Source organism: Rugamonas apoptosis, assembly GCF_014042355.1.
Classification (GTDB): Bacteria; Pseudomonadota; Gammaproteobacteria; order Burkholderiales; family Burkholderiaceae_D; genus Rugamonas; species Rugamonas apoptosis.
This window is the reverse complement of the sequence record NZ_JACEZU010000009.1, coordinates 163,572-179,626: the sequence shown is the minus strand read 5'-3', so window position 1 is coordinate 179,626 and position 16,055 is coordinate 163,572. Positions and strand designations below refer to the sequence as shown.

Sequence of the window (16,055 nt, the reverse complement as noted above, 5' to 3'; positions counted from 1 at the left end):
ATTATACCTTCTGGGTATTGAAACAATACCAACTCAGTGTTGGACGCTCGGGTTTGCGTGGCCTATTGTGTATCCATTGCGACCCATTATACAAATTAAATATGATTACCCACATCGAAGTCATCCTGGCCGAGGTTCCCACCATCCGTCCGCACCGCCTGTCCGTGGCCACCATGCATACCCAAACCCTGGTGCTGGTGCGCGTGCGCTGCGCCGATGGCGTGGACGGCTGGGGCGAGGCCACCACCATCGGTGGCCTCAATTACGGCGAGGAGAGCCCGGACAGCATCAAGGCCAATATCGACACCCACATCGCACCGCTGCTGATCGGCATGGAGGCGAGCCAGGTGGCCAAGGCGATGGCGAAAGTGCGCAAGGTAATCCAGGGTAACCGCTTCGCCAAGTGCGCCATCGAGACGGCCTTGCTGGACGCGCAGGCGCGCCGCCTGGGCGTGCCGCTGAGCGAATTGCTGGGCGGCCGGGTGCGCGACGCGCTGCCCGTGGCCTGGACCCTGGCCAGCGGCGACACGGCCAAGGATATCGCGGAAGCGCAGCAGATGCTGGAACTGCGCCGCCACAACATCTTCAAGCTCAAGATCGGCGCGCGGCCGGTGGCGGACGACGTGGCCCATGTGCTGGCGATCAAAAAAGCGCTGGGCGACGCCGTCAGCGTGCGGGTCGATGTCAACCAGGCCTGGTCCGAACTGGACGCGGTGCGCGGCATTGCGGCGCTGGAGGCGGGCGGCATCGATCTGATCGAACAGCCGGTGCGGGCCGAGCACAAGGCCGCCATGGCGCGCCTGGCGCAACGCTACGCGGTGGCGCTGATGGCCGACGAGGCCCTGCATGGCCCGCTGGACGCGCTGGACTTCGTGCGCCACGACGGCGCCGATGTCTTCGCCGTCAAGATCACCCAGTCCGGCGGGCTGGTGCCGGCGGCCCAGGTGGCGGCGCTGGCGCAACTGGCCGGCATCGGCCTGTACGGCGGCACGATGCTGGAAGGGGGCGTGGGCACGGCCGCTTCGGCCCAGCTGTTCTCCACCTTCGGCGAGCTGGCGTTCGGCACCGAGTTGTTCGGCCCCCTGCTGCTGACCCAGGAAGTGCTGCGCACGCCGCTGGTCTACCAGGACTTCATGCTGCAAGTGCCCACCGGATCGGGCCTGGGCGTGGAACCGGACATGGACAAACTGCGCGACCTGCGCCGCCGCTGATCAGCCACCCAACGCCGTCAATCGAGGAGATAAAAAATGTTATTCCACGTACGCATGGATGTGAACCTGCCGCCGGCCATGCCGCCCGAGCAGGCCGAGGAACTCAAGCGCACCGAGCGCGAACTGGCCCAGCGCCTGCAGCATGAAGGCCAGTGGCGCCACCTGTGGCGCATCGCCGGCCAGTACGCCAACGTCAGCATCTTCGACGTCGAGAGCGTGGATGCGCTGCATACGCTGCTCACCTCACTGCCGCTGTTCCCCTACATGCAGATCCAGATCATGCCGCTGTGCCGCCACCCCTCGTCGGTGCGCGACAGCGACGCCTGACCCCAATTTATCCAACCACCACCACGAAGGAGACTAGCATGACCCATAACGATATCGATACCCTGGTTAGCAGCTGGATCAGCGCACCAGCCACCGGCCCCGTGAACCAGCGCGTGCAGCAGGTCATGCTGCGCCTGGTGGGCGACTTGTGCAAGGCGATCGAGGATCTCGACATCCAGCCCAGCGAATTCTGGAAAGGCCTGGAGTACCTGAGCGAAGCGGGCGCCCGCAATGAACTGGGCCTGCTGGCGCCAGGCCTGGGGCTGGAACGCTTCCTCGACATCCGCGCCGACGAGGCGGAAGCGCGCGCCGGCCTCACGGGCGGCACCCCGCGCACCATCGAAGGCCCGCTGTACGTGGCCGGCGCCCCCGAGAGCAAGGGCTATGCCCGCCTCGACGACGGCACCGAGAGCGACCGCGCCGAAGTGCTGTTCATGCAAGGCACCGTGCGCGACCAGGACGGCCAGCCGCTGCCGGGCGCCAAGGTGGAAGTCTGGCACTGCAACCTGCTGGGGAATTACTCCTTCTTCGACAAGACCCAATCGCACTTCAACCTGCGCCGTACCATCATCGCCGACGGCGAAGGCCGCTACCAGCTGCGCAGCATCCTGCCGGTCGGTTACTCCTGCCCGCCGGACGGCACCACCCAGCGCCTGCTGGACCAGCTGGGCCGCCACGGCAACCGCCCGGCCCACATCCACTTCTTCATCAGCGCCGCCGGCCAGCGCAAGCTGACCACCCAGATCAACATCGACGGCGACCAGTACCTGTGGGACGACTTCGCGTTCGCCAGCCGCGAAGGCCTGGTGCCGCCGGTGCGCCGCGTCAGCGAACCGGCCGCCATCACCGCCAAGGGCCTGCAGGCGCCGTACGCCGAGATCGACTTCGACTTCCAGCTGTACGCCGATACGCAAGTGGCGCCAGCCACCGTCGTGCAGCGCGTGCGTGCCGCCGCCTGAGAGAGAGCGCCATCATGATCCCCATCCATCCCGCCGCCGCGCCCAAGCTCGAGAGCCTGGACGGTTTCCTGGTCGAGGACAAGGAGCGCGGCGACTATCGCCTGCACCGCCGCGCCTTCACCGATCCGGCATTGTTCGAACTGGAGATGAAGCACATCTTCGAAGGCAACTGGATCTACCTGGCCCATGAAAGCCAGATCCCGAACAACAACGACTACTACAGCACCCACATCGGGCGCCAGCCGGTGTTCATCGCCCGCACCCGCCAGGGCGAGCTGAATGCCTTCATCAACGCCTGCACCCACCGCGGCGCGCAGTTGTGCCGCCACAAGCGCGGCAACAAGGCCACTTACACCTGTCCGTTCCATGGCTGGACCTTCAGCAACAACGGCAAGCTGCTCAAGGTGAAGGACCCGGAGGACGCCGGCTATCCGGACTGCTTCAACAAGGAAGGTTCGCATGACCTGAAAAAGGTGGCACGCTTCGAGAGTTACAAGGGCTTCCTGTTCGGCAGCCTCAATCCGGACGTGGCGCCGCTGGCCGAATTCCTGGGCGAGGCGGGCAAGATCATCGACATGATCGTCAACCAGTCGCCGGATGGACTGGAAGTGCTGCGCGGCTCATCCACCTACACGTTCGAAGGCAACTGGAAGCTGCAGGCGGAAAACGGCGCGGATGGCTATCACGTCTCGGCCGTGCACTGGAATTATGCGGCCACCACCAGCCGCCGCAAGGAGCAGACGGAGACCCGCCCCGATAATATCCGCGCCATGGACGCGGGCAAGTGGGGCCAGCAGGGCGGTGGTTTCTACGCCTTCGAGCACGGCCACATGCTGTTGTGGACGCAGTGGGCCAACCCGCAGGACCGGCCCAACTTCCCCCGCCGCGAGGAATATGCGCAGCGCTTCGGCGGCGCCACGGCCGACTGGATGATAGGCCGCTCGCGCAACCTGTGCCTGTACCCGAACGTCTACCTGATGGACCAGTTCGGATCCCAGATCCGCCTGCTGCGCCCGATCTCGGTGGACAAGACGGAAGTGACGATCTACTGCATCGCACCCAAGGGCGAACCGGACGAGGCGCGCGCACGCCGTATCCGCCAGTACGAGGACTTCTTCAACGTCAGCGGCATGGCCACGCCGGACGACCTGGAGGAATTCCGCGCCTGCCAGCAGGGCTACCTGGGCAGCGCGCTGGAATGGAACGATATGTCACGCGGCAGCAAGCACTGGATAGAAGGCGCCGACGCGGCGGCCCGTGAAATCGGCCTGCAGCCCGTGATGAGCGGCCTGAAGACGGAAGACGAAGGCTTGTACACCATCCAGCACCGCTACTGGCTGGACGTGATGCGGCGCGCCGTGGGCGGTGAAGGAGAGCAGGCATGAGCGCCATCACCCTGGACCAGATCCACGCCTTCCTGTACCGCGAATGCCGCCTGCTGGACGACCAGCAGTGGGATGAATGGCTGGCGTGCTACCACCCGCAGGTGCAGTACTGGATGCCGTCGTGGGATGACGATGGCCAGTTGATCGACGACCCGCAGCGCGAAATCTCGCTGATCTTCTATCCCACCCGCCAGGGCCTGGAAGACCGCGTGTTCCGCATCAAGACTGAGCGTTCCAGCGCCACCATGCCTGACACGCGCACCAGCCACAACCTCTCCAATGTGGAGATCGAACGGCAGGACGGGGCGCGTGTGACGGTGCGGTTCAACTGGCATACGCTGAGCCACCGCTACCAGACCGACTTCAGCCATTTCGGCATGATGCGCTACGAGATCGATTTCTCCGGTCCGCAGCCGCTGGTCACGAACAAGTACGTGGTGCTCAAGAACGACTACATCCAGCAGGTGATCGACATCTACCACCTGTAGTGACGTCGTACGCCGCAACCGCCATACCGCAACAGAACCAGGAGAGAGACGATGAGCTACCGCATCGCACTGCAGTTTGAAGACGGGGTGACCCGCTTCATTTCGTGCAAAGACAATGAAAAGCTGGCCGACGCCGCATATCGCCAGCAAGTTAACATACCGCTCGATTGCCGCGATGGCGCCTGCGGCACTTGCCGCGGGCTGTGCGAGGCGGGCAGCTACGACATGCCCGAGTCGAGCTACATCGAAGACGCGCTCACGGCGCAGGAGGCGGCCCAGCGCCACGTGCTGGCCTGCCAGATGAAACCCACCTCGGACTGCGTGGTGCGCATTCCCGCCACGTCGGCCGCCTGCAAGACGGGCGTGTCCCGGTATGCCGGCAACCTGGCGCAGGTCAAGCGCCTGTCGGAGACGACGCTGGGCTTTGCGATCGAACTGGAGGAGGGCGCCGACGTGGGCTTCCTGTCCGGCCAGTACGTCAACGTGGAAGTGCCGGGCACGGGCCTCACCCGTTCCTATTCGTTCAGTTCCGCGCCCGGCGCGCGCCGCTACGAGTTCGTGGTGCGCAACGTGCCGCAGGGCCGCATGAGCACCTTCCTGGCGCAGGACGCGCAAGTGGGCCAGCCGATCGCGTTCTCCGGACCGTACGGCAGCTTCTACCTGCGCGACGTGCGGCGCCCCTTGCTGCTGCTGGCCGGCGGCACCGGTATCGCGCCATTCCTGTCGATGTTGCAGGTGCTGGCGGCCAGCGGCTTCCGCCAGCCGGTGCGCATGGTGTTCGGCGTGACCAACGATGTGGACCTGGTGGCGCTCGACCACCTGGAGCGCATCGCGGCCAGCCATCCCCAGTTCAGCTACCGCACGGTGGTGGCTTCGCTCGACAGCGCCCATCCGCGCAAGGGTTATGTGACCCAGCATGTGGACCCGGCCTGGCTCAACGACGGCGACGTCGACCTTTACCTGTGCGGTCCCGTGCCCATGGTGGAGGCGGTGCGGCGCTGGCTGGGCGAGTGCGGCGTGACGCCGGCCAATTTCTACTTCGAGAAGTTCTCGGCCAGCAGCGAGGTGGCGGCATGAGCGCGCGCCGGTTTGAAGGGCTGTCGGTGGTGGTGACGGGCGCCGCCCAGGGCATTGGCCGCGGCGTGGCGCTGGCGCTGGCCGGCGAGGGCGCGCGGCTGGTGCTGGCCGACCGTTCGCCGCTGGTGGAGGAGGTGGCGGCCGAAGCGCGGGCGCTGGGCGCGCCAGCACTGGTGGTCAGCGTGGACCTGGAAACGTGGGCCGGTGCGGAGCAGTTGAATACGGCCGCGCTGGCGGAATATGGGCGGGTCGAAGTACTGATCAATAACGTGGGCGGCACCATCTGGGCCCAGCCCTACCAGGAATACACGCCCGAGCAGATCGAGGCGGAAATCCGGCGCTCGCTGTTTCCCACCCTGTGGTGCTGCCGCGCCGTGCTGCCGGACATGGTGGCACGCCAGCAGGGCGTGATCGTCAACGTCTCGTCCATCGCCACCCGCAGCATTTACCGCATTCCGTATGCGGCCTCCAAGGGCGGCGTGAACGCCATGACGGCCAGCCTGGCGATGGAACACGCGCAGGATGGCATCCGCGTCAACGCGGTGGCCACCGGCGGCACCGAGGCGCCGCCACGGCGCATTCCGCGCAACGCGCAGCCGCTCAGCGCCCAGGAACAGGTCTGGTACCAGGGCATCGTCGACCAGACCGTGGCCAGCAGCCTGATGCACCGTTACGGCAGCATCGATGAGCAAGTGCGCGCCATCCTGTTCCTCGCCTCCAGCGAAGCGTCGTACATCACCGGCACCGTGCTGCCGGTCGGTGGCGGCGACCAGGGTTGATCCACACCATACCGGGAGCCAGTTCATGCCTGTGGTACGCAGTAACGATATCGACATCCATTTTGAAACCGAGGGCGATCCGCGCCAGCCGGCGCTGATGTTCTCCAATTCGCTGGGAACCGATTGGCGCATGTGGCAGCCGCAGGCCGACCACCTGCGCGGGCGCTTCCACGTGATCCGCTATGACACCCGCGGCCATGGCCAGTCCGGCGCGCCGTCCGGCCCCTACAGCCTGGCGCAACTGGGACTGGATGCGCTGGCCGTGCTCGACCATCTGGACATCGAGCGCGCCCACTTCTGCGGCATTTCGATGGGCGGCGCCACGGCGCAATGGCTGGGCATCTACGCGCCGCAGCGGTTGCGCAAGCTGGTCATCGCCAATTCGGCGGCGCGCATCGGCACTGAGGCGGGCTGGCGCGAACGCGCCGCGCTGGCGCGCCGGGAAGGGTTGGACGGGATCGCGGACGGCGCTCCGGCGCGCTGGTTCACGCCCGCCTTCGCGGCGCTGGAGCCGCTGACGGTGGCGGCGCTGGCCGATACGCTGCGCGCCGGCAGCGCGCAAGGGTATGCCGGCTGCTGCGATGCGCTGGCCGGGGCCGACTTGCGTGCGCAATTGCCGTTGATCGCCGCGCCCACCCTGGTCATCGCCGGTGCCGCCGACCCGGTGACGACGGTCGTCGATGGGCAGGCCATGCGCCAGTTGATCCCGCGCGCCGAACTGGTGACGCTGGACGCTTCGCATATTTCGAACATCGAGGCGGCGCGGACCTTCAACCTGACCTTGGCGGACTTCCTCGCCGATTGAACGGCGCGCACCGCCGCGCATGCAGCAGCAAGCAATGGACCGCCACCCATAACCGGCGGCCACACACCACAACAGCAGGAGACAACATGCATCAAGCTGTCCGCCACCAGCAGGACTCGTCACGCCCGGACACGGCGAGGGACACCGCCGGTGCCACCTCGCCGCCCATGGCCAATAATGTGTCCGGCGCGCTCGCCAGCTTCTGGTCCGACTGGTCCGTGTCGGCCGTGGTGGCAGGCTTCCTGGCCGTGCTGGTGTCCCTGTCCGGCCCGCTGACCATCTTCTACCAGGCCGCGCAGGCGGCCCACCTGTCGAACGAGATGTTCGCCTCCTGGGTGTGGGGCATCTGCATCGGCGCCGCCGTGGCGGGCGTTTTCCTGAGCTGGGTGATGAAGGCGCCTGTCATCACGGCCTGGTCGGCGCCCGGCACGGCGCTGTTGATTCCGCTATTCCCCGGCTTGTCGATCAATGAGGCGGTGGGCGCCTACATCACGGCCGCCGCGCTGCTGCTGGCCATCGGCCTGTCGGGCGGCTTCACCCGGCTGATGGCGCACGTCCCCAAGGGCATCGCCAGCGGCATGATGGCCGGCATCCTGCTGCCGTTCGGCCTGAACGCCTTCAAGGGCAGCGGCACACTGCCGCTGCTCACCGGCGGCATGATCCTCTCCTTCCTGGTCTACAAGCGCTGCTTCCCCCGCTATTGCGTGGTGCTGCTGCTGGCGACGGGCGCCGCCATCGCCTTCGCCACCGGCCTGACCCATTTTTCCGGCGTGCGGCTGGAACTGGTCGCACCGCGCCTGATCGCGCCCGCCTGGTCGTGGACCAGTACCTTCAGCCTGGCCTTGCCGCTGGTGCTGACCACGCTGACCGGCCAATACCTGCCAGGCATGGCCATCCTCCGCTCCAGCGGCTATGACAGCCCGGTGCGTTCCATCATCGTCGTCAACAGCCTGGCCTCGCTGGCCACGGCCCTGGCGGGCGGCATCACCATCGCCATCGCCGCCATCACGGCCGCCATGTGCACCGGCCGCGACGCCCATGAAGACCCGGCCCGGCGCTATATCGCCGGCATCGCCAACGGCTTGTTCTACCTGCTGGCTGGCGCTTTCGGCGGCTCCGTCGTGATGCTGTTCGGCGCCTTGCCGCATGAATTGATTGTCACCCTGGCTGGCCTGGCGCTGCTGGGGCCTGTCACCGTCAACCTGGTCCACGTCGCCAACGCACCAGAGCGGGACGCCGCCGTGCTGACGTTCCTGGCCACGGCGTCCGGCATGACCCTGTTCGGGCTGGGCTCCGCGTTCTGGGGCATCCTCATCGGCGTGGTCGCGCACCGCCTGCTGCGTGACGATACGCCCGCCCCGGCCAGTCCCAAGCCAAGTTGATACAACCGTTCCAATGTCCTGCCAACCGTAGTACCCACACTTAAAACAAAAGGGAGACAAACATGCAGCAAATCGATGTCCATACCATCGCGGATGGAGCGCGCTTCAACCGCTTCCATGTTGGCGTGCTGGCCTGGTGCGCCATCATCATCATCTGCGACGGCTACGACCTGGCCGTGGCCGGGATCGCGCTGCCTTCGATCATGAAGGCCATGGGCGTGACGGCCCAGAACGCCGGCTTCATGGTCAGCTCGGCGCTGTTCGGCATGATGTTCGGCGCCATTTTCCTCGGTTCCGTGGCCGACCGTATCGGCCGCCGCTACGCCATCGCCATCTGTCTGGCCCTGTTCAGCGTGTTCACGGCGGCGGCGGGCCTGACGCACGACCCCTACCTGTTCAGCGCCATGCGCTTCCTGGCCGGCCTGGGTATCGGCGGCGTGATGCCCAACGTGGTGGCGCAGATGACGGAGTATTCACCGCGCCGCATCCGCGCCACCATGGTCACGCTGATGTTCAGCGGCTATGCCGTGGGCGGCATGCTGGCGGCGTTGCTGGGCAAGGGGCTGATCGAGTCGTATGGCTGGTCGTCCGTGTTCCTGGCCGCCGGGGTGCCGGTGCTGCTGATCCCCTTCATCCTGAAAAGCTTGCCGGAATCGATGCCGTTCCTGATCCGCCAGCAGCGTTTCGATGAACTGAAGCGGATACTGGCGCGCATGGAGCCGCAATACCTGCCCAGCGCGCGCGACCAGTTTGTGTCGCCGGGCCGGGAGCGGGCCGGCAGCAGTTCGATTCGCCAACTGTTCCAGGATGGCCGCGGCTTCAGCACCACCATGTTCTGGGTCGCGTTCTTCATGTGCCTGTTCATGGTGTACGCGCTCAGCTCCTGGCTGACCAAGCTGATGGCCAGCGCAGGCTACAGCCTTGGTTCGGCGTTGACGTTCGTGCTGGTGCTGAATTTTGGCGCCGTGATCGGCGCCATCGGCGGCGGCTGGCTGGCTGACCGCTTCCACATCAAGTACGTCCTGGTGGGCATGTATGCGCTGGCCGCCGTGTCGATCACCCTGCTGGGCTTCAAGGTGCCCACCGCCACGCTGTTCGTGCTGGTGGGCCTGGCGGGCGCCTCCACCATCGGCACCCAGATCGTCACCTATGCCTACGCAGGCCAGTTCTATCCGGCCGCCACCCGCTCCACCGGCATCGGCTGGGCCTCGGGCGTGGGACGTAGTGGCGCCATCATCGCGCCGATCGCCATCGGCACCCTGGTCGGCCTGGCCCTGCCGCTGGAGCAGAACTTCATGGCGATTTCCATTCCGGCCGTGATCGCGACCATCGCTGTGGCGCTGATCCGGCATGACCGCTCCGCATCGGCCGTCCAGGGCGGGCGCGATGCGGCGGACGGCCTGCGTACGGCGGCCGCTTAGGGGAAGCGAAGCGGGGAGCCGAAGCAGGTGCGCCGTAGCAGGCGCACCGTAACAGGGCCGTCCGTGCAGGCTTATTTGTAGAAACCGGCGCCGACCACGTAGTCGTCGCTGCGCTCGACATAGGATTTTTTCTGTTGCAGCTTGCCGGTGGCCGGGTTGACCCATTTGTATTCGACCCAGCCACTGCCGGACGCCTTGGCGATGCGCGTCATATCGCGGCTGAAGGCGAAGCCGTCGACGTCCTTTAACTCCGTCAGGTCCTTGCCGACGATGCGTGGATTGGAGGGATTGCACACCATTTTGGCGTGCATGTCCTGGATGAAGACGTAGGAGGCGCCCGCCATGTAGCCCTTGGCCGGGTCGCCGAAATCAGCGCATGCCTGCTGCAGGCCGCTGGCCTTCAAATGGCTGATGGCTTTCCTGACCAGTTGCTGGGCACTGTCTTCGGGCGTGGCCAGCGCCGCTGGCGCGAAGATGGCGCCGGCGGCCGCCAGCGTGGCCAGGGCCAGTCGTTTTTGTATCGTCATGGTGATGCTCCTGTGAGGTTGCGGGGGTGAATGGGATTTTTCAAGCAGAGTATTTAAGCGTTTTACCCGCACATGGTAGCTAACTCGTGTGCGATTATCAATCGAATGGGCGTTAATCGCACATCATAATAACTAAAGGAGCAAACAATGAACAACACGATCCGCTGCGCGTGCGCGCTGCTGGCAATGGGCGCCGCGAGTGGCGCCATGGCGCAAAGTTCGGTCACGGTCTACGGGCTGCTCGATACGGGGCTGGCCCACGTGACCAACACCAACGCCGCTGGCGACGCGGTGACGAAGATGCCGTCGCTGACCGGCTCCTTCCCGTCGCGGCTGGGCTTTCGCGGCACCGAGGATCTTGGCGATGGATTGCAGGCCATCTTCACGCTGGAGTCGGGACTGGCGATGGATACCGGCGCCATGGGGCAGGGTAACCGCCTGTTCGGGCGCCAGGCGTCGGTGGGGCTGAAGGGGCGGTTCGGCACCGTCACCCTGGGGCGCCAGATCAACATGAGCTACGTGGCCTTAATGAAGACGGATGTGCTGGGGCCGAACCTGTTTTCGATTAACAGCATCGATCTCTATCTGCCCAACGCGCGCAGCGATAACGCGATCGGCTATCTGGGCAATTTCAACGACGTGGTGCTGGGCGCCACCTACAGCACGGGGCGCGATGGTTCGGCCGCCGGCGGCCCGTCCGCCACCAACTGCCCGGGCGAGGTGCCGGGCAACGCGAGGGCCTGCCGCCAGGTCACCGGGTTGCTGGGCTACGAGACCAAGGCGTTCGGCGTCAATGCTTCCTACGACATCATGTATGGCAATGCCGGCGCGGCCAATGGCTTGACCAGCAGCGACAACAGTGACCGGCGCGTGACCGTGAACGGCTATTGGATGGCTGGCGTGGGCAAGCTGGCGGGCGGCGTGATTGAGCGCACCACGCGGGCGGCCACCGGCGTGACGCGCTCGGACCTGTATTACTTCGGGGGCAGCTATCCGGTGGCGCCGCAAGCCACGCTGGACGTGCAACTGGCCAGGCGCGATGTGAAGGACAGCGATGCCGACGCCACCATGCTGGTGGCGCGCCTGAGCTACTACCTGTCGCGCCGTACGGCTATCCATGGCAGCGTGGGGCGCATGCGCAACGCGGGTGCATCGGCCATCGCGCTTGATGCGGGCGGCACGGTCGGTGTGGGGAAATCGCAGAACGGCGTGCTGGCCGGCTTGCGCCACACGTTCTGAGGAACAGGAACAGGAACAGACAGGCGCCGGCGCGGGCCGGCGTCCGTCAGGGCAGCAGGATGGCCAGTTCCTGGGCGCCGCGCTGCAGCACCGGCAGGAATTCCTGCTCCAGCTGCGCCACGCTGACGCGGGCCGCCTGCGCGCCCACGTTGAGCGCCGCCAGCACCTTGCCCGAGGCGCCGCGCACCGGCACGGCGATCGAACGCAGCCCCAGTTCCAGTTCCTCGTCGTTGACGGCGTAGCCAGCCTGGCGCACGCCGGCCAGGATTTCGCGCAGCCGTTTGACGGAGGTGACCGTGTTGTCCGTCATGGGCCGCAGCCGGGTGCGGGCCAGGTATTGGTCCAGTTCATCGGCCGGCAGGTGCGCCAGCAGCACGCGTCCCAGCGACGTGCAGTAGGCCGGCAGCCGGCTGCCCGTATTGAGCGCCACCGACATCACGCGCGAGGTGGCCGCGCGCGCCACGTACAGCACTTCGTCGTCCTCCAGCACGGCCAGCGAACTCGATTCGTTGAGCGTGCGGCTGATGTTGTTCAGGTAGGGCTGGGCCGACACCGTGAGCGGCGTCGACGACAGGTAGGAATAGCCAAGCGTGAGCACCTTCGGTCGCAGCGAGAAGTTGTTCAGCTCCGCCTCCACGTAGCCCAGCTCGCGCAGCGTGTGCAGGCAGCGCCGCACGGCCGCACGCGGGATGCCCGTCTTCTGGCTGATGTTGGCGATGGTCTGCGGTTTGCGTGAGTCGCTGAACGCTTGCACTACCGCCAGGCCGCGCGCCAGCGAGGTCATGAAACTGGGATCGGTGAGGGCGTCGATCTGCTCGGAAATGGTCGGTTCGCGCGCCGGCGCCGGCTCGGCGGCGGGCGGGTTGTTGGTGGTGGTGGACTTGGACATGGCGTGATTTTAATGCAGCGGGCCATATCGATAGTTGTTTTTTTCTTGACCGCGCCCTCCATGCGTCGTTACACTGGATGTGCGGTAATCAATCATTAGTGCGATTATCGCACAAACGACATAACCAAGGCGGAATCATGATCGACAAAACTTTTGCATCACTCCAGCGTGCCGTGGCCGATGTGCACGACGGCGCGACTGTCATGATCGGCGGCTTCGGCAACGCCGGCATGCCATCGGCGCTGATCGACGCGCTGATCGAACAGGGCGCGCGCGAGCTCACCATCGTCAACAACAACGCCGGCAATGGCGATACGGGGCTGGCCGCGCTGCTGGCCGCGGGCCGGGTACGCAAGATCATCTGCTCGTTCCCGCGCCAGGCCGACTCCCACCATTTCGATGCCCTGTACCGGGCCGGCAAGATCGAGCTGGAGCTGACGCCGCAAGGCAACCTGGCCGAGCGCATCCGCGCCGCCGGTGCCGGCATCGGCGGTTTCTTCTCGCCCACCGGCTACGGCACCCTGCTGGCCGAGGGCAAGGAGACGCGCGAGATCAATGGCCGCATGTATGTGCTGGAGTCGCCCATCCACGCCGACTTCGCGCTGATCAAGGCGCTGCGCGGCGACCGCTGGGGCAACCTGGTGTACCGCAAGACGGCCCGCAACTTCGGCCCCATCATGGCCATGGCGGCCAAGACCACCATCGCCCAGGTGCTGCAGGTGGTGGCGCTAGGTGAACTGGACCCGGAAGTGATCGTCACGCCCGGCATTTTCGTACAGCGCGTCGTCAAGGAGGCAGCATGATGAACCGATACACCCGCGACCAGATCGCCGCCCGCGTGGCGCAGGACATTCCCGAAGGCGCCTACGTCAACCTGGGCATCGGCTTGCCGACCAAGGTGGCCAATTACCTGCCGGCCGAACGCGAAGTGTTCCTGCATAGTGAAAACGGCCTGCTCGGCATGGGCCCGGCGCCCGCGCCAGGCGAGGAGGACGAGGACCTGATCAACGCCGGCAAGCAGCCCGTCACGCTGCTCACGGGCGGCGCCTATTTCCATCACGGCGACTCGTTCGCCATGATGCGCGGCGGCCACCTCGATATCTGCGTGCTGGGCGCGTTCCAGGTGGCCGCCAACGGCGACCTGGCCAACTGGCACACGGGCGCGCCGGACGCCATTCCCGCCGTGGGCGGCGCCATGGACCTGGCGATCGGCGCCAAGCAGGTGTTCGTGATGATGGACCATCAGACCAAGGACGGCGAAAGCAAGGTGGTGGCCAAATGCGCCTACCCGCTCACCGGTGTGGCTTGCGTGGACCGCATCTACACCGACCTGGCCGTGCTCGATGTCACCCCGGCCGGCCTGGTGGTGCGCGAAATGGCGCCCGGCCTCACTTTTGAAGCGCTGCAGGCCGTCACCGGCGCGCCGCTGCTGCCCCCCAACCAATGAACGAGGACATCATGCATCAAGCTTTTATCTGCGACGCCATCCGCACCCCCATCGGCCGCTACGGCGGCGCGCTCAAGGATATCCGGGCCGACGACCTGGGCGCGCTGCCCCTGCGCGAACTGATGCGCCGCAATCCCGGCGTGGCCTGGCAGGAGGTGGACGACGTGATCTATGGCTGCGCCAACCAGGCTGGCGAGGATAACCGCAACGTGGCGCGCATGTCGGCGCTGCTGGCCGGGCTGCCGCAGGAAGTGCCCGGCTCCACCGTCAACCGCCTGTGCGGTTCCGGCATGGACGCGGTGGGCACGGCGGCGCGCGCCATCATGGCGGGCGACGCCAGCCTGATGATCGCCGGCGGGGTCGAGTCCATGACGCGGGCGCCATTCGTGATGGGCAAGGCCGATGCCGCCTTTTCCCGCAGCGCCGCCATCTACGACACCACCATCGGCTGGCGCTTTCCCAACCCCCTGATGCAGCGCCTGTACGGCGTGGACGCGATGCCGGAGACGGCCGAAAACGTGGCCGACGATTACGGCATCAGCCGTGCCGACCAGGACCGTTTCGCGCTGGCCAGCCAGCAAAAGACGGCGCGCGCCCAGCGCGACGGCCTGTTCGCCGACGAGATCGTGCCGGTATCGCTGCCGCAGAGCCGGCGCGGGGCGGCAAGCGAACCTGTCATCTTCGCGCACGACGAGCATCCGCGCGAGACGACGCTGGAGACGCTGGCCAAACTCAAGGGCGTGGTGCGCGCCGACGGCAGCGTCACCGCCGGCAATGCCTCGGGCGTCAACGACGGCGCCTGCGCGCTGTTGCTGGCCAACGGACAGGCCGCCAGCCGCCATGGCCTGACGCCGCGCGCGCGCATCGTCGGCATGGCCACGGCCGGCGTGGCGCCGCGCGTGATGGGCATCGGACCGGCGCCGGCCAGCCAGAAGCTGTTGCGCCAGTTGGGCATGACACTGGATCAGATGGACGTGATCGAATTGAACGAGGCGTTCGCGTCGCAGGGGCTGGCCGTGCTGCGGGCGCTGGGACTGCGCGACGACGACCCGCGCGTCAATCCGTATGGCGGCGCCATCGCGTTGGGCCATCCGCTGGGCATGAGCGGCGCGCGGCTGGTGACCACGGCCATGTACCAATTGCAGCGCAGCGGCGGACGCTACGCCTTGTGCACCATGTGTATCGGGGTGGGGCAGGGCATCGCCATCGTCATCGAACGGGTGTAGAAGCGCGGCGCGGAGGGCGGCCCAGACCCGGATCGGTGATGCCGTATTTGGCCGCCAGCCGCCTCGCATCGCCGCCGCGGCCGAGTGACTCGATGCCGTCGTCGAGCACCTCCAGCAGTTCGGCCGCATACGGCACGTTGCGGCTCACCATCATGTGGAACGGCGACGGTTGCAAGTCCGGCAGGGCGCCGTAGGAGATGCCCAGCACCTTGAAATCGATTTTGCCCAGTGCCTGGTAGCCGAGCGCGATTTCCAGCCGCTCCGGCACGGCGTCGCAGCGGTTGTTCTTGAGCTTGAGCAGCGATTGCATCAGGTCTTGCGAGCCGGTGTCGATCTGCGCCGGGTTCAGGCCGAACGCCGCATAGGTGTAGCCGTTGACGGCGCACAGCCGCAGCTTTTTCAGGTCGGCCGCTGTGTCGATGGCAGGCCGGGGACGCGACATGTCGAAAAAATAGACCAGGTGCTGGGTGTAGTACGGTTTGCTCACCAGGTAGGTCTTGGCCCGGTAGGGGTCGTTGGCGAGGTCGGTCATCATGTCATGCATGCCTAGCCGGACGGATTCCGTACAACGCCGCCAGGGCAACATGTCCAGCGTGTAGCGCAAGCCCTTGCGTTCCAGGCTCAGTTGCAGCATTTCGGCGGAATAGCCGATCACGTCATCCGTGGGGCCGCCCTGGTCGCGCCTGAAATACAGATAGGGCGGCCATTCCGCGACCTGGCCGCAGACCCGGATCACCTGTTCCGGGGCCAGCGGCGTGGCGTGTGTGTTCACGGCCGCGCCCACGCCCGCCCAGCCAAGCAGCAGCGCGATAGTGGTGTGGGCGATTGATGTCATGCTCATGCGGGTTCCTGGACGTCCGGAAGCCCAATCTTACTGGACGGCTTTTTAACTT

At 66.2% G+C, this 16,055-nt stretch carries 17 protein-coding genes; 14 read left to right on the top strand and 3 right to left on the bottom strand.

Annotation, left to right across the window (positions count from 1 at the left end):
* Nucleotides 1–101: 101 nt before the first annotated feature.
* The 10 genes from H3H39_RS18765 to H3H39_RS18720 all read left to right on the top strand — a co-directional run bounded on the left by H3H39_RS18765 (nucleotide 102) and on the right by H3H39_RS18720 (nucleotide 9,834).
* A complete protein-coding gene (locus tag H3H39_RS18765; RefSeq protein ID WP_182155329.1) occupies nucleotides 102–1,211 on the top strand; it encodes a muconate/chloromuconate family cycloisomerase in 1,110 nt (369 codons plus the stop codon).
* A 36-nt stretch (nucleotides 1,212–1,247) separates the two neighbouring features.
* The gene (gene catC / locus H3H39_RS18760; protein WP_182155327.1) at nucleotides 1,248–1,538 is read left to right on the top strand and encodes a muconolactone Delta-isomerase; all 291 of its coding nucleotides are present in this window, start codon (nucleotides 1,248–1,250) and stop codon (nucleotides 1,536–1,538) included.
* 38 nt (nucleotides 1,539–1,576) lie between these two features.
* On the top strand, nucleotides 1,577–2,497 hold the full coding sequence (catA, locus tag H3H39_RS18755; RefSeq protein WP_182155325.1) for a catechol 1,2-dioxygenase: 921 nt from the start codon (nucleotides 1,577–1,579) through the stop codon (nucleotides 2,495–2,497).
* Nucleotides 2,498–2,511: 14 nt separating this feature from the next.
* Entirely contained in the window at nucleotides 2,512–3,882 is a 1,371-nt protein-coding gene (gene benA / locus H3H39_RS18750) for a benzoate 1,2-dioxygenase large subunit (protein ID WP_182155323.1), read from the top strand.
* Nucleotides 3,879–4,370, top strand: coding sequence for a benzoate 1,2-dioxygenase small subunit (gene benB / locus H3H39_RS18745; RefSeq protein ID WP_182155321.1), 492 nt, complete (start codon nucleotides 3,879–3,881; stop codon nucleotides 4,368–4,370). Before benA ends, benB begins: the two co-directional genes overlap by 4 nt.
* A 51-nt stretch (nucleotides 4,371–4,421) precedes the next feature.
* Nucleotides 4,422–5,447: a benzoate 1,2-dioxygenase electron transfer component BenC gene (benC, locus tag H3H39_RS18740; protein ID WP_182155319.1), complete on the top strand. Its 1,026-nt coding sequence runs from the start codon at nucleotides 4,422–4,424 to the stop codon at nucleotides 5,445–5,447.
* Nucleotides 5,444–6,226, top strand: a complete 783-nt coding sequence (benD, locus tag H3H39_RS18735) for a benzoate diol dehydrogenase BenD (protein ID WP_182155317.1) — start codon at nucleotides 5,444–5,446, stop codon at nucleotides 6,224–6,226. Before benC ends, benD begins: the two co-directional genes overlap by 4 nt.
* Nucleotides 6,227–6,251: 25 nt before the next feature.
* Nucleotides 6,252–7,031, top strand: coding sequence for a 3-oxoadipate enol-lactonase (pcaD, locus tag H3H39_RS18730; protein WP_182155315.1), 780 nt, complete (start codon nucleotides 6,252–6,254; stop codon nucleotides 7,029–7,031).
* A 167-nt stretch (nucleotides 7,032–7,198) separates the two neighbouring features.
* On the top strand, nucleotides 7,199–8,413 hold the full coding sequence (locus H3H39_RS18725) for a benzoate/H(+) symporter BenE family transporter (protein ID WP_182155484.1): 1,215 nt from the start codon (nucleotides 7,199–7,201) through the stop codon (nucleotides 8,411–8,413).
* 62 nt (nucleotides 8,414–8,475) lie between these two features.
* Entirely contained in the window at nucleotides 8,476–9,834 is a 1,359-nt protein-coding gene (locus tag H3H39_RS18720; protein ID WP_182155313.1) for an MFS transporter, read from the top strand.
* A 71-nt stretch (nucleotides 9,835–9,905) separates the two neighbouring features.
* Here the strand turns inward: H3H39_RS18720 and H3H39_RS18715 are convergent, their stop codons facing one another.
* Nucleotides 9,906–10,433, bottom strand: coding sequence for a cache domain-containing protein (locus H3H39_RS18715; protein ID WP_375540444.1), 528 nt, complete (start codon nucleotides 10,431–10,433; stop codon nucleotides 9,906–9,908).
* Nucleotides 10,434–10,508: 75 nt separating this feature from the next.
* Between H3H39_RS18715 and H3H39_RS18710 the strand changes: the two genes are divergently transcribed.
* A complete protein-coding gene (locus tag H3H39_RS18710; protein WP_182155309.1) occupies nucleotides 10,509–11,600 on the top strand; it encodes a porin in 1,092 nt (363 codons plus the stop codon).
* A 46-nt stretch (nucleotides 11,601–11,646) separates the two neighbouring features.
* On the opposite strand, the gene H3H39_RS18705 is transcribed toward H3H39_RS18710, so the two are convergent.
* Nucleotides 11,647–12,489 (bottom strand): IclR family transcriptional regulator domain-containing protein, encoded by an 843-nt coding sequence (locus H3H39_RS18705; RefSeq protein WP_182155307.1) that lies wholly within the window; start codon nucleotides 12,487–12,489, stop codon nucleotides 11,647–11,649.
* A 137-nt stretch (nucleotides 12,490–12,626) separates the two neighbouring features.
* Between H3H39_RS18705 and H3H39_RS18700 the strand changes: the two genes are divergently transcribed.
* The 3 genes from H3H39_RS18700 to pcaF are packed head-to-tail and all read left to right on the top strand — an operon-like array spanning nucleotide 12,627 to nucleotide 15,162.
* Complete coding sequence (locus tag H3H39_RS18700; protein ID WP_182155305.1) at nucleotides 12,627–13,292, top strand: 3-oxoacid CoA-transferase subunit A; 666 nt, start codon at nucleotides 12,627–12,629, stop codon at nucleotides 13,290–13,292.
* Nucleotides 13,292–13,936, top strand: a complete 645-nt coding sequence (locus H3H39_RS18695; RefSeq protein ID WP_182155482.1) for a CoA transferase subunit B — start codon at nucleotides 13,292–13,294, stop codon at nucleotides 13,934–13,936. Before H3H39_RS18700 ends, H3H39_RS18695 begins: the two co-directional genes overlap by 1 nt.
* Nucleotides 13,937–13,947: 11 nt before the next feature.
* On the top strand, nucleotides 13,948–15,162 hold the full coding sequence (pcaF, locus tag H3H39_RS18690; RefSeq protein WP_182155303.1) for a 3-oxoadipyl-CoA thiolase: 1,215 nt from the start codon (nucleotides 13,948–13,950) through the stop codon (nucleotides 15,160–15,162).
* Here the strand turns inward: pcaF and H3H39_RS18685 are convergent.
* Entirely contained in the window at nucleotides 15,146–16,003 is an 858-nt protein-coding gene (locus H3H39_RS18685) for a substrate-binding periplasmic protein (RefSeq protein WP_182155301.1), read from the bottom strand. The genes pcaF and H3H39_RS18685 overlap by 17 nt on opposite strands.
* Nucleotides 16,004–16,055: the final 52 nt, after the last annotated feature.